Here is a 13090-nt window from a genome sequence, read left to right on the forward strand (position 1 = left end):
GAAAGAGGAAGCATCGCCATGACCGACATACAGCGGCAGACGCAGGACGCCATCGACCAACTGGTCGAGACCGGCGCCGAACGGGGCCTGCAGGTCGCCGTCTACCACCGCGGAGACCTGGTGGTCGACGCCGTCGCCGGCCAGGCCGACGCGGTGACCGGCCGGCCGGTCACGCCGGACACGCCGTTCCACGTCACCTCGACCGGCAAGGGGGTGACCTCCACCGTCGTGCACGTGCTCGTGGAACAGGGCGTTCTCGCGTATGACACCCCCGTCGTGGAGCTGTGGCCGGAGTTCGGCGCGCACGGCAAGGAGCGCGCCACCGTGCGCCACGTGCTCAACCACTCCGTCGGCGTGCCCGGCCTCCCGCAGGACACGACGCCGGAGGACCTGACCGACTGGGACAAGATGTGCGCGGCGATTGCCGGCGCGACACCGTGGTGGGAGCCCGGGACCAGGACCGGCTACCACCCACAGTCGTTCGGCTACCTCGCGGGCGAAATCGTGCGCCGGGCCACCGGCCGGCCGATCTCCCAGGTGCTGCGCGATGAGGTGTCCGGGCCGCTGGGCGTGGCGGACGAGCTGTTCTTCGGCGTGCCGGCCTCCGAACTCGGCCGGCAGGCCCGACTGGAGGAGGCGGCGGGTGGCATGGAGCTGACCCCCGACATGATCGCCGCGATGGCGGAGCAGGTGCCGTTCTTCAGGATCGTGGACGGATGGACGGCGGCGCCGCCGGCGGCACTGCCGACCGCGGCCTACTGCAACCGCGAGGACGTGCTCGCCGCCGACATCCCGGCGGGCGGCGTCATGACCGCCCGAGCCGTGGCACGCATGTACGCCGCCCTGATGGACGAGGTCGACGACGTGCGGCTCATCTCCTCCGAGCGGCTCCGAGAGGTCACCACGGTGACGATCAGCGGGATCGACGAGGTCACCGGCGCTCCGGCCACCCGGGGACTGGGGTACGACATCGGCTTCCCCGGACCGCTCGACAGCCTCACCCTGTTCGGCATGGCCGGAAGCGGGGGGACCGCGGCCTACGCCGACACCGCCACCGGAACGGTCGTCGCTGTGGCCAAGAACCGCGTGACCGCCGGTGACTACAGCACGTTCCACCACATCGGCGCGCTCGTCACCAAGGCCCTCGGCCCGCGCTGACCGGCGAGCGGCCCCACACCCCCGCTCAGGACGCGAGCCGGCGAAAGTGTCGCCGGTCCACGTTATGGTGGCGGTCATGCGCTTCGGGGTGCTGGGGCCACTCACGGTGTGGCGCGACGACGGCGGCGCCGTCACGGTGCCCGGTCTCAAGGTCCGAGCCCTGCTGGCGGCCCTGCTCGTGCACCACGGGCGGCCGGTGCCCGCCGACCTGCTCATCGACCACCTGTGGGGCGACGACCCGCCGGGCAAGGCGCCGGGCGCGCTGTCGGCGAAGGCCTCCTACCTGCGCCGGGCACTGGAGGAGGCCGAGCCGGGCGGGCGGGCGCTCCTCGTGTCCCCGCCGCCGGGCTACCTGCTCCGCGTCGACGCCGACGCGGTGGACGCACACCGCTTCGAGAGCCTCACCGCCAAGGCCCGCGAGACGGACGACCCACGGGCCAGGGCCGAGCTCCTGTCCGGAGCCCTGGCCCTCTGGCGGGGCCCGGCGTACATCGACTTCGCCGATGAGGCGTTCGCCCGCACCACGATCGCGCGCCTGGAGGAGCAGCGCCTCACCGCCATGGAGGACCTGGCCGAGGCGCGGCTCGCGCTCGGCCTGCACGCCGAGGTCGCCGGCGAGCTCGGCGAGCTGCTGGCCCGCCACCCGCTGCGGGAGCGGCCACGCGCCCTGCACATGCTCGCCCTCTACCGGGCCGGGCGACAGGGCGAGGCCCTGAGCAGCTACGAGGAGTCGCGGGCCCAGCTGGCCGAGGAGCTCGGCGTGGACCCGGGTCCCGCCCTGGCCGGCCTGCACCGGTCGATCCTGGCTCATGACCCGGGGCTCCACGCGCCGGTCGGCCCCGCGCCGGCGACCAACCTGCCCAGCGCCATCACCGGCCTGATCGGCCGCGACGACGCGGTCGCCGAGGTGCGCGCGCTGCTGCGGCGACACCGGCTGGTGACGCTCACCGGCTCGGGCGGGGTGGGCAAGACCCGGCTCTCGATCGACGTCGCCGCCCCGATGGCCGACGGCGCATGGCTCGTCGAGCTGGGCGCGTTGCGCCCCGGCATGCCGGATGCGATGGGATCGCTCACCGACCTGGTGATGGCGGTCCTGGACATCCACGACGGCGGCGCCGGGCCGCGGGAGGCACCGGCCGACCGGCTCGCCCGGGCCCTGCGCGCCAGGCGGCTGCTGCTGGTGCTGGACAACTGCGAGCACGTGATCGAGCCGGTCGCGGAGCTCGTCGGCCTGCTGCTGCGCGCCGTGCCCGGACTGCGGGTCCTGGCGACCAGCCGGGAGCCGCTCGGCCTGGCGGGTGAGGTGGTGTGGCCCGTGCCGGCGCTGGAGGTGCCCGGCCCCGGCGACGGCGCCGACCCCGCGACGTTGGCGCGGTTCAGCGCGGTGCGACTGTTCGTGACGCGTGCGGCCGCCGCGGCGCACGGGTTCACCCTCACCCCCGACAACGCGGAGGCTGTCGCGGTGCTGTGCCGCAGGCTGGACGGCATCCCTCTGGCGTTGGAGCTGGCCGCCACCCGCGTGCGCACGCTGGGGATGCACGGCCTGCTCGCCAGGCTTGACGACCGGTTCCGGCTGCTGACGACAGGACACCGCGGTGCTCCGCCGCGACAGCAGACGCTCATGGCGATGATCGACTGGAGCTGGCAGCTGCTCACCGAGGCCGAGCGCACGGTGCTGCGCCGCCTGGCCATCCACGCCGACGGGTGCACCCTTGAGGCCGCCCAGGCGGTCTGCGCGGACGACGGCGTGCGCTCCGACGAGGTACTCGACATCCTCGCGCGCCTGGTGGACCGCTCGCTCGTGGTCGTGTCCGACCGCCGCGACGACGATCCCCGCTACCGGCTGCTGGAGTCAGTGGCCGTCTACTGCACGCAACGCATGCACGAGGCCGGCGAGCTCCAGCAGATCAGGCGGCGCCACCTCGCCCACTACACCCAGCTGGCCGAGCGGGCCGAGCCCCACCTCTACGGCCCCGACCAGCGGCGCTGGCTGCAGCGACTGGACGCCGAGGCGGCCAACCTGCACGACGCGCTCGACGACGCGGCCCGGCAGGGCGCGGCCGGCCTCGCGCTGCGCCTGGCCAACGCGCTGGCCTGGTACTGGTTCCTGCGCGGCCGGCTGACCGAGGCCCGGCGGTCGCTCCAGGCGGCATTGGACGCCACGGGTGAGGCGCTCCCCGCCGCCCGTGCCAGGGCCATGGCCTGGCACGCCGGCATCTCGTTCCTGCTGGGCGACATCGCAGACTGGCCGGCCCGCCACCAGGCGGTGCTGGACGCGTACGAAGGGGTGGCGGACAAGTCGGGGCGGGCCAGGGCCGAGTGGTTCCTCGCGTTCGCCGAGATCGACCTCGGCGACGTGTCCGCCACCGAGGAGCTGATCGAGGGCGCGCTGACCACGTTCCGCGCCGTCGACGATCAGTGGGGAGTGGCGGCCGCGCTCAGCCTGCGGGCCAAACACGCGCACGTGAAAAGCGACTCCGCCGCGCTCGAGCGTGACGGCGCGCGGAGCGCGGCGCTGTTCCGCCGGCTCGGTGACCGGTGGGGGCTGCTGCAGGCCACCGAGTGGCTCGGCGCCCACGCCGTTCTGGTCGGCGACTACGAGCAGGCGACCCGCCTGCACCGTGACGGGTTGCGCATGGCCGGAGAGCTCGGGCTCTGGCCCGAGTTCTCCGGCCGCCTGTCCTGGCTCGGCTGGATCGCCATGGAATGCGGCGACTACCCGTCGGCGCGCGAGCACTGCGAGCGGGGCCTTCAGCTCGCCAGGGAGCAGGGCCAGCCCCTCGGTGCCGTGTTCGCGGAGATGGGGCTCGCCTTCGCCGCCCGCCGGGAAGGCGACCTGGACGCGGCCGAGGCACACCTGCGCATCCTCATGGACGCCGCCGAGCACCACACCGGACCAGGACGCCCTCTGTACGCGCCGAGCGTCCTGGTCGAACTCGGCTATGTCGAGGAGCTGCGCGGCAACCCCTCGGGGGCCATGGCCCGGCACCTGGAAGCCTTCGCCATCGCGCGCGACCTGAGCGCGGGAGCGGACATCGCGCGGGCGCTGTCCGGCCTCGCCGGCGCCTGCGCACTCGACGGCCACCCGCACGAGGCCGCCCAACTGCTCGGAGCAGCCGCCGCGGCCCGCGAGTCGATCCCGAAGGCGGTCACGCCCGCCGAGCAGGGCGACCTGGACAGGACCGCCCTCGCGGCCCGTGCCGCACTCGGCGAGGAGACGTACGCCGCGGGGTTCGCCTACGGCCGCCTGCTCCGCCCCGACGAGGCCCGCGCCCTCCTCGATCGACCCGGACGACTCGAAACGGCTCGATAGGACCCATCCGTCCCGGCGTCAGGCGCATACCTCGCTGTCGCGTACCGCCCGGATCATGAGTTGGGGACGGGTGATTCAGCGGGGCGTTCGACGAGCTTGCCGTCGATGAAGATGGCCCCGGCGCGGACCAGAGCGACCAGGTGAGCCGGGTCCCTTGGTGACCTTGGTGCGGTGCCGGAGGGTGGCGAAGGTGGACTCGATCGGGTTGGTGGTGCGCAGATGCCGCCAGTGCTCGGCCGGGTAATCGTAGAAGGCCGGCAGTTCCCCCATGTCGTCGGTGACCTCGGCGGCGGCCTTGGGGAACTTCGCGCCGTAGGCGGCCTCGAAGGCGGCGACCGCGGCCGGCGCCTGGTCCTTGCTCTCGGCGTTCCAGATCTCGGCCAGCGCCGACCAGAAGCCCAGCGCGCCGTCCCCGGCCGCGAGGAGACCGCGAGGTCCGGACTGGCACCGCCAGCCCTGTGCCGAGCACTGCACCGACCGCCAGCTTGTCCTGATGTATCCGTACCGTCAGTGTGCCGGTGGGGTGGTGTCCGAAAGTCGGCCGGCCTGATCGCCGGGTCGGCCCATTCGGCGTTCCCAGGCCAGGGCCGTGACCACACCGATGGCATAGGCGACCAGGTCCCATGGGTCGGGGAACGCGCCGACCAGGACACCGCCGATGCCCGGTGGCGTCATACCGACCATCTGGTAGATCTCGACGGCGGCGGCGATCGCGGCCGTGGTCAGGGCGCGGCGTGCGGCGGTGGCGCGCCACAACAGTCCCAAGAGCGCGTAGACCAGCATGGTGGCGCTGACGTCGCTCACGTAACCGCGAATGAACGGTTGTCCCGGACCCCGGTAGAAGAGAACGAACGCGCCGACGACAAGGGCGAAACCACCTAAAAGGAGCATGGCGCGGCGCATGAGGCTGACGTCTTCTTCGTATCTCGGCGATCAGGACGAACCTGATCATAGAACTCGTCGCTCATGACCGCGCGCTGATCGCGTTCGGCCTGAAAGACGTCCGAGCTGACTGGTGCCAGCACTTCCGTGCCTCTTCCTTCCGTCCGAGATCGTGCAGGGTGTCGCCGAGCCCCCACAGGGAAACGGCCTCCACTGCGCGGTGGCCGGCCTTGTGCTGGAGGTGGGCTGCTCTGCGGTATCTGCCGGGACGGGTCGGGTGCCTATGGGGAGGCGATTCGACGTGTTCTGCCGGATGCGGTGCAGGTCGGCGACCGGTGGCATCTGTGGGCGAACGTCTGCGACAAGACCCTCGCCGAGGTTCGCTCCCCCAGCGCCTGCGCCTGCTGGAATGCGCCCGCCGCCCGAACCTGTTGCGGGGCACCGTCAAGCGCTACGCCCGCACCCAGCGGCCCGAGACTTCACGCCGCGCACCGCGCTACCGGCCCAGCCGTGCCCGTTCGGCAGCTGTTCCGGGAGACCAAGGAACTCGGCTACACCGGCAGTCTCAACTGCTCTACCGCTGTATCACTCAAGGTCGAGTCGAAGGAGAACGGCCCGTCACCACCGCGTCGCCGTGAACGCCGCCCTCCCCCTCCCCCTCCCCCACCACAATGGCCGCGCCGGGTTCGATCTGTTACGCCGTCGCATCCTGCTGCCGTGACAGTCACTTACCGCCACCACCGATGACGGGCCAGAGCCACTATCTCTGCTTCGGAGTCGGGAAAAGCCGGGTCCGGTCCCCGAGCCAGGCCGCTTCGAGGAGAGCGGTCAGGCTGGCGGTGTCGGTCGGGCCTGGATGGTTCTGGATCAAGCGGGTGACGCGGCCGGCCATCTCCGCGAAGCGTGGGAGGTCGGCGCGTGCCACGCCGATGTCCGCCAAGGTGGCAGGGATGCCGATGTCGGCAAGGAGCCCGTCGAGCCAGGTGAGGAACGTATCCGCGGCCTCGGCATCCGAGGCGTCGGTCACGTCGAGCCCGCACACCCGGGCGAGGATGGCCAACCGGTCGCCGATGGCGTCCCTGGCCGCGTCCAGCGCGTAGGGCAGCAGCAGCCCGACGCCCAGACCGTGCGGTGTGTGGGTGGCTGCGCCGATGGGGTACTGGAGCGCGTGCGGAGCCGCGTTGCCTGCGTGGGAGAACGCGAGCCCGGCCAGCATGGACCCATAGGACATGTCCGCGCGCGCGTCCTTGTCGCCTCCGTCCCTGACGACATGGGGCAAGCTGCGGGCGATCCGCTCCGCGGCCAGGAGCGCGTAGTGGTCGGTGATCGGGTTGCGGCCGAGGAAGACCTGTTCCACCGGGTCGCGCGGTCCGTGGGCCCGGGGTCGCGCGGTGTAGCTCTCCACCGCGTGACAGAACGCGTCGATGCCGGAGTGGGCGGTGACGGTCGCAGGGCAGGTGTAGGTGAGCTCGGGGTCGACGATGGCGAAGTCGGGCACGATGTGGACGCTGGAGACCCCCACCTTCAGCTCGCGGTCCGGGTCGGTCAGCACCGAGACGGGCGTGAGCTCGGAGCCGGTGCCTGATGTCGTCGGGACCGCGACGAGAGGCGTCGTCGGCCCCGGCACCTTCGACTCCCCGTAGAAGTCGCGCGGCGTCCCGCCGTGGCACCGGATGACGCCGACGATTTTGGCGAGGTCGATCACCGTGCCGCCTCCGATGGCGAGGATGACGTCGGCGTCCACCTCTGCGGCGGCTGAGACGGCCAGGGCGACATCGGTGAGTGGCACGTCCGGAGTCGCGTCGGCGAACACCCCGACGACTTCGACCTTCTCCCGTACGGCGGCCACGATCTCGGCCACGCCCGGCTGTCCCAGCAGGACCCGGTCGGTCACGATGAGGACTCGCGAGCCGCACTCGGCCACCACTCGTGGGATGTTCTGCGCGACCCCTTCGCCCACTATCAGCTGGCGTGGTCCGCGGACGGTCTCAAGCATGTCGGTGCCTCTCTGGAACGTCGGCGGTGATGTGCCGGGCGGACGTCCGGGTCAGCTGCGAGACCGGGACGGCGTCGGCAAGGTGGGCTGCCGGATGGCGCGGGCGCGCACGCCGGCGGAGTCGGCGGCGTCCCCGGGTGCCGGCGGGTCCATGCCGGCCATGGTCAGGGTCCCGCCCCACCGGTGGATGCCGGTCACGGTAGGTCGATCGCCGCGTAGGTGACGTCGAGATACTCGCGGATGCCCTCGTGCGACCCCTCCTTGCCGATCCCGGACTGCTTCACCCCTCCGAACGGAGCTGACGGGTCCGAGACCAGACCACGGTTGATGCCGAGCATCCCCGTCTCCAGCCCTTCGGCGAACCGGAGCGCCCGCTGGAGGTCACGGGTGAAGACGTATCCGGCCAGGCCGTGCTCGGTGTCGTTGGCCTTCGCGATCACCTCGTCGTCGGACGTGAACGAGATGATCGGGGCCACCGGGCCGAAGATTTCCGCCTCCAGCATCCGCGCGTCGTCGGGCACGTCGACGAGGACCGTGGGCGGGTAGAAGTGGCCCGGCCCATCCGGGCGCTCGCCGCCCACCAGGACACGGGCTCCGCGATCGACCGCGTCGGCGACGAGCTCGTCGATCTTGGTGACCGAGGCCTCGTCGATCAGCGCCCCGACGTCCACGCCGTCGTCCAGACCATGGCCCACCGAGAGCGCGCCCATCCGCTTGGCGAAGCGTGCCGTGAACTCCTCGCGCACCGGCTCCTCGACGTAGATTCGATTGGCCGCGATGCAGGACTCCCCGAGGTTGCGCATCTTGGCCACCATGGCACCGTCGAGCGCGACGTCCAGGTCCGCGTCGGCACACACGATCAAGGCCGCGTTGCCGCCCAGTTCCATGGAGGTGCGCAGCACGTTGTCCGCCGCCTGCCGGAGCAGCACGCGCCCGACCTCGGTCGACCCGGTGAACGAGAGCTTGCGGGTCCGGCGGTCGGCCAGCAGTGCCGAGACCACCTCGCCGGCACGCCTGGTCGTCACGACGTTGACGACGCCCGGAGGAACGCCGGCCTCCTCCATGATGCGGGCCAGGAACAGCATGGTGAGTGGCGTCTGGGCCGCCGGCTTGGTGATCGTCGTGCAGCCCGCCGCCAGCGCAGGAGCGATCTTGCGGGCGCCCATGGCCAGCGGAAAGTTCCATGGTGTCACGAAGACGCACGGTCCGACCGGCCTCGGCACGGTGAGGATGCGATATCCACCAGCGGGAGCGGTGTTGTAGCGCCCCTCGACGCGCACCGCCTCCTCGGCGAACCAGCGGAAGAACTCGGCGCCGTAGGCCACCTCTCCGCGAGCCTCCGCGAGCGGCTTGCCCATCTCGAGCGTGATCAGCCGGGCGACCTCCTCGGATCGCTCGGTCAGTATCCGGTACGTCGCGGTCAGCAACTCCGACCGTTTTCGCGGTGGGGTCGCCGCCCACTCCGCCATTGCCTTGCTCGCCGCGTCCAGAGCGGCGAGCCCGTCAACGACGTCGGCGTCCGCCACCTCGGCGATGGTCTCGCCGGTGGCCGGGTCCTCGACCGCAAAGGTGGCTCCGCCGGCAGCGTCGCGCCAGCCGTCGCCGATCCGGAGCCGCCGGTGCTCGGGGGCCAGGACGTTCATCGGGTCACTCATTGCGTCGCCTCCTGTGATGTTCTCGGTGATGGCCGGCGTGACGTCAGTGATCGCGCCACGCGCGTTGACGAACGGGTCACGCGACCTCTCGGCCCTGGCCGCAGGGCGACGCCTGCGCGATCACCTCCCGGCCTCGGACAGCGCCAGCCCGGTGCCCGCATCGAACAGGTGCGCACGGTCCAGGTCGACCGTGACAAGCAGCCGCTCGCCCGGCGTACCGGTGACGGTGGTTCGTGCCTTGACCTTGAGGATCTCCTTCCCCACCCGGACGTCGACCACCGTCCGGTCACCGAGCGGCTCAAGGCCGTAGAGCTCACCCGGCAACGACGCGTCCCCACGCTGCTCGACGGACAGGTCCTCCGCGCGCAGGCCCAGCAGCAGCGGACGGCCGTCCTCAGCCGTGGTCCAGCGGGGCCGCGGCAGCGTCCAGCCTTCCGCCCCGACCAGACGATCTCCCTCGGCGTGGCAGGCGAGCAGGCTGATCGGCGGGCTGCCGACGAATCCCGCGACCCACTGGTTGGCCGGCCGCTCGTACACCTCGGCCGGCGTTCCGACCTGCTGCACCTTTCCCTCCTTGAGTACCGCGACCTGGTCGGCCATGGACAGGGCCTCGACCTGGTCGTTGGTCACGTAGATGAAGGTCGCTCCGAGGCTCCGGTGGATGCGGGTGAGCTCGGTGCGCATCTCGACGCGAAGCTTGAGGTCGAGGTTCGTCAGCGGCTCGTCCATGAGGAACGCGCGCGGGTGACGGACCAGCGCCCGGGCCAGGGCGACCCGCTGCATCTCACCACCCGACAACTGCGCGGGACGACGCTGCAGCAGACGTTCGATGTGCAGCAGGCTCGACATCCGCTCGACGGCGGCGGCGATCTCGCTCGAGGAACAGCGGCGTGCCCGCAGCGGCGAAGCGATGTTCTCGTACGCCGTGTGTCGCGGGTAGAGGGCGTAGTTCTGGAAGACCATGGCCAGGTCGCGTGCGGCCGGGCTGTCACCGGTCGCGTCCCTCCCGTCCAGGTGCACCGACCCGGCGTCGAGCTTCTCGAGGCCGGCGATCGCTCGCAGGGTCGTCGTCTTGCCTGCCCCGGAGGGTCCGAGCACGACGAAGAACGAGCCGTCCGGTATGTCCAGCGTCACCCCGTCCAGGGCCTGGACTTTGCCGAAGGACTTGCACAGCCCGCGCACTGCCACGGTTCCCATCAGGCCACCAGCTCTTCCGTGCTCACGTCGTAGACCGGCGGGGGCCCGCCGGTGTGCCGCAGCCCGACCGGTGCGTCAGCGGTGAAACGGACAGTCGGCGGCATCCGAACCCGTACGTCGCGCTGTCCGTCGTGGTCGACCACGTAGATGATCTCGTCGCCCAGCCACTCCGCCGAGACCACGCGGGCCGGGACCGAACGTTCCGCCCCTGGTTCCGTGACTTCCAGCGCCTCCGGCCGGACGCCCGCGACCAGGCGACGGTCGCGCGGCAGGCCCGGCGGTGGCGTGAGGGCCAGCCCGCCCTGACTGCGCAGCTTCCCGTCGGCCACCTCCACCTCGATCAGGTTCATCGGCGGGGAGCCGATGAACGCGGCGCAGAAAAGACTCGCCGGACGGTCGTAGACCTCCAGCGGCGTGCCGATCTGCTCGACGCGGCCCTTGTTGAGGATGGCGATTCTGTGACCGAGCGACATCGCCTCGACCTGGTCGTGAGTGACGTAGACCATCGTCGTCCCCAGCTCCCCCTGCAGGTGCTTGATCTCCGTGCGCATGTCCGCCCTCAGCTCCGCGTCCAGATTGGTGAGGGGTTCGTCCATGAGGAATGCGCGCGGTCGTCGCACGAGGGCGCGGGCGAGCGCGACGCGCTGCTGCTCCCCGCCGGACAGCCGGTGCGGTCGCCTGTCCAGGAGCGGACCGAGCCGCATCAGCCCGGCGGCCTCGTCGACCCGCTTGCGCACCTCCGCCTTGGGCAGTCCCTCGGCCCGCAGCGGGAACGCCAGGTTGTCGCGGGTTCTCAGATGCGGGTAGAGAGCGTAGAACTGGAACACCATGGCGATGTCGCGGTCGGCGGGCGGCAGGTCGTTGACCAGCGTGTCGCCGATGCGGATGTCGCCCGTCGTCTGCCTTTCCAGGCCGGCTATGGCCCGCAGCGTGGTCGTCTTGCCGCAACCCGAAGGGCCGAGCATCACGAACAGCTCGCCGTCGCGGATGGACAGGTCCACGTGATCGACCGCCACCGTCCCGTCCGGGTAGCGCTTGTGCAGGGCGCTCACCTCGATGCCCGCCATCAGCGTCGCACCGCCCCGAGCGTCACACCGGCGACGAGGTGCTTGCGCACCAGGTAGGCGAAGACGAGCACCGGCAGGGCGAACACCACGGAGGCGGCGGCCACGAGACCCCAGTCCACCGTGGTTCCGCCGATGAGGCCGGCTATGGCGGGCGGGGCCGTCCGCACGTCGTCGCTGGAGGTGAGGAAGATGGCGAACACGAACTCGTTCCACGAGAAGATGAGTGCGAAGACCGCCGTCGCGGCGATGCCGGGCAGGAGCAGGGGAAGGGTGAATCGCCAGAACGCCTGCAAGCGGGTGTAGCCGTCGAGCATGGCGGCGTCCTCGTACTCCGCGGGCACCTCGTCGACGAACCCCTTCATCATCCAGATCGTGAACGGGACGTTGAAGGCGGTGTAGATGAGGATCAGGCCGAGCTTGGTGTCGATGAGCCCGACTTGGCGGTACATGAGGAAGATTGGAATCACGACCACCACGGGCGGCATGAAGCGGGTGGACAGGATGAAGAACAGCTGGTCCTTCTTGGCCTTCACGGCGAAGCGTGAGTAGGCCCAGGCCGCCGGGACCCCCAGCACGGTGGCCAGCGCAGTGGAGACCCCGGCGACCAGGACGGAGTTGAGGAACGAGGCGGACAAGGTCGAACGACCGCCGCCGGAGGCGACGAACACGTCCTTGAAATGCTCCATGGTGACCTTGAAGTCGAAGAACTTGGCCGGGACGGCGTAGACGTCCCGGTTCTCCTTGATGGACGTCTCGATCATCCACAGCACCGGGAAGAGCATCACGACGGCCAGCACGGTCAGCAGCGCGACCTCCAGCACGGCGCGGCCCCGGCCGCCGAAGCGGCGCGAGGGGGGCGTGTGATCCCGGGCAGGACCTGTGGACACGGCCTCGTCGACGGAGAGGGCCATCAGTCCTCCTTGAGCTTGTTCAAGTAGCGCAGGTAGAGCTGCGTGAGGACGATGACGATGAGGACCATGAGGATCCCGTACGCCGAGGCGGTTCCGGTGTTGAAGCCCAGGAACGCGACCTTGTAGACGTGGAACGACAACGTCTCGGTGGAGACCCCCGGGCCTCCGCTGGTGAGGATGTAGACGAGGTCGAACAGCCGGAAGGCCTCGATGGCCCGGAACAACACGGCGATGAGAAGCAGCGGCCACACCAGCGGAAGAGTGATGGTGCGGAACTGGAACCACTCGGACGCCCGATCGATCGAGGCGGCCTCGTACAGGTACCTGGGAACCGCGGTGAGGCCCGCGAGTGCGATGAGCATGATGAACGGCGTCCATTGCCAGGTGTCGACCAGGACAAGGGAGATCAGTGCCGTTCGCTGCCGGGTGAGCCACTCCACCTGCCCCAGGCCGAGCGAGCCGAGCATGCTGTTGATCACGCCGAACTGCGCGTCGAGCATGAATCGCCAGAACAGCCCGACCACGACCGGCGACAGCATCATCGGAACCAGAAACAGGGTGGTCAGCAGTCCTCGTCCGTGCGTGCGCCGTGAGATCAGGTAGGCGATGGCGAAACCGAGCACGGTCTGCAGGGCGACCGCGCCGACCACGTAGATCAACGTCGTCAGGGCCCTCTGGTGGACCTGCGGCGAAGTCAGGATGGCGGTGTAGTTCTCGAACCAGAGGAACTGGGCGGGCCCCCCGCGAGTGGCCGAGTAGTCGGTGAAGGACAGGTACAACGCCCACAGCAACGGGAACACCGACATGGCGAGCAACAGCAGCAGCGCGGGAGAGGTGAAGGCCACGGCGAGCCCGCGGTCGCTCAAGCCGCGGGACCGGCCCGGTGCGGGCGGCGTCACGGACGCCACCTG

General features: G+C 70.7%; 9 protein-coding genes and 2 pseudogenes. 3 read left to right on the plus strand and 8 right to left on the minus strand.

The genetic code is table 11. The features are described 5' to 3' along the window. Positions 1–18: 18 nt before the first annotated feature. Entirely contained in the window at positions 19–1158 is a 1140-nt protein-coding gene (locus SMD20_RS16065) for a serine hydrolase domain-containing protein (RefSeq protein ID WP_329581267.1), read from the plus strand. Between the two features lie 76 nt (positions 1159–1234). After that, positions 1235–4471: a BTAD domain-containing putative transcriptional regulator gene (locus SMD20_RS16070; protein ID WP_329581270.1), complete on the plus strand. Its 3237-nt coding sequence runs from the start codon at positions 1235–1237 to the stop codon at positions 4469–4471. Between the two features lie 53 nt (positions 4472–4524). On the opposite strand, the pseudogene SMD20_RS16075 reads toward SMD20_RS16070, so the two are convergent. Together SMD20_RS16075 and SMD20_RS16080 are read right to left on the minus strand one after the other, a co-directional pair. Continuing rightward, positions 4525–4897: pseudogene (locus tag SMD20_RS16075) on the minus strand (transposase); the annotation flags it as partial. An 81-nt stretch (positions 4898–4978) separates the two neighbouring features. After that, positions 4979–5374: a DUF2809 domain-containing protein gene (locus SMD20_RS16080; protein WP_329581272.1), complete on the minus strand. Its 396-nt coding sequence runs from the start codon at positions 5372–5374 to the stop codon at positions 4979–4981. Positions 5375–5611: 237 nt separating this feature from the next. Here SMD20_RS16080 and SMD20_RS16085 point away from each other — a divergent pair. After that, positions 5612–5967, plus strand: a pseudogene (locus SMD20_RS16085) (ISL3 family transposase); the annotation flags it as partial. A 146-nt stretch (positions 5968–6113) separates the two neighbouring features. Here SMD20_RS16085 and SMD20_RS16090 read toward each other — a convergent pair. From SMD20_RS16090 to SMD20_RS16115, 6 genes are all read right to left on the minus strand, one after another. Then, complete coding sequence (locus SMD20_RS16090; protein WP_329581275.1) at positions 6114–7349, minus strand: iron-containing alcohol dehydrogenase; 1236 nt, start codon at positions 7347–7349, stop codon at positions 6114–6116. A gap of 194 nt (positions 7350–7543) precedes the next feature. Continuing rightward, positions 7544–9004 (minus strand): NAD-dependent succinate-semialdehyde dehydrogenase, encoded by a 1461-nt coding sequence (locus SMD20_RS16095; RefSeq protein WP_329581277.1) that lies wholly within the window; start codon positions 9002–9004, stop codon positions 7544–7546. A gap of 120 nt (positions 9005–9124) precedes the next feature. Then, positions 9125–10201: an ABC transporter ATP-binding protein gene (locus tag SMD20_RS16100; RefSeq protein ID WP_329581280.1), complete on the minus strand. Its 1077-nt coding sequence runs from the start codon at positions 10199–10201 to the stop codon at positions 9125–9127. After that, positions 10201–11268: an ABC transporter ATP-binding protein gene (locus SMD20_RS16105; protein WP_329581283.1), complete on the minus strand. Its 1068-nt coding sequence runs from the start codon at positions 11266–11268 to the stop codon at positions 10201–10203. Before SMD20_RS16105 ends, SMD20_RS16100 begins: the two co-directional genes overlap by 1 nt. Further along, complete coding sequence (locus SMD20_RS16110; RefSeq protein ID WP_329581286.1) at positions 11268–12179, minus strand: carbohydrate ABC transporter permease; 912 nt, start codon at positions 12177–12179, stop codon at positions 11268–11270. Before SMD20_RS16110 ends, SMD20_RS16105 begins: the two co-directional genes overlap by 1 nt. Beyond that, on the minus strand, positions 12179–13078 hold the full coding sequence (locus tag SMD20_RS16115) for a carbohydrate ABC transporter permease (RefSeq protein ID WP_329581289.1): 900 nt from the start codon (positions 13076–13078) through the stop codon (positions 12179–12181). The genes SMD20_RS16110 and SMD20_RS16115 overlap by 1 nt, the downstream gene beginning before the upstream one ends. Positions 13079–13090 lie beyond the last annotated feature (12 nt).

It is taken from the genome of Nonomuraea sp. LP-02, from assembly GCF_036289125.1.
Lineage (GTDB): Bacteria > Actinomycetota > Actinomycetes > Streptosporangiales > Streptosporangiaceae > Nonomuraea > Nonomuraea bangladeshensis.

Bases quoted from the DNA above. Each gene is read 5' to 3' on its own strand.
- SMD20_RS16065 (WP_329581267.1), top strand. From the start codon at position 19: ATGACCGACATACAGCGGCAGACGCAGGACGCCATCGACCAACTGGTC.
- SMD20_RS16070 (WP_329581270.1), top strand. From the start codon at position 1,235: ATGCGCTTCGGGGTGCTGGGGCCACTCACGGTGTGGCGCGACGACGGC.
- SMD20_RS16080 (WP_329581272.1), bottom strand. From the start codon at position 5,374: ATGCGCCGCGCCATGCTCCTTTTAGGTGGTTTCGCCCTTGTCGTCGGC.
- SMD20_RS16090 (WP_329581275.1), bottom strand. From the start codon at position 7,349: ATGCTTGAGACCGTCCGCGGACCACGCCAGCTGATAGTGGGCGAAGGG.
- SMD20_RS16095 (WP_329581277.1), bottom strand. From the start codon at position 9,004: ATGAGTGACCCGATGAACGTCCTGGCCCCCGAGCACCGGCGGCTCCGG.
- SMD20_RS16100 (WP_329581280.1), bottom strand. From the start codon at position 10,201: ATGGGAACCGTGGCAGTGCGCGGGCTGTGCAAGTCCTTCGGCAAAGTC.
- SMD20_RS16105 (WP_329581283.1), bottom strand. From the start codon at position 11,268: ATGGCGGGCATCGAGGTGAGCGCCCTGCACAAGCGCTACCCGGACGGG.
- SMD20_RS16110 (WP_329581286.1), bottom strand. From the start codon at position 12,179: ATGGCCCTCTCCGTCGACGAGGCCGTGTCCACAGGTCCTGCCCGGGAT.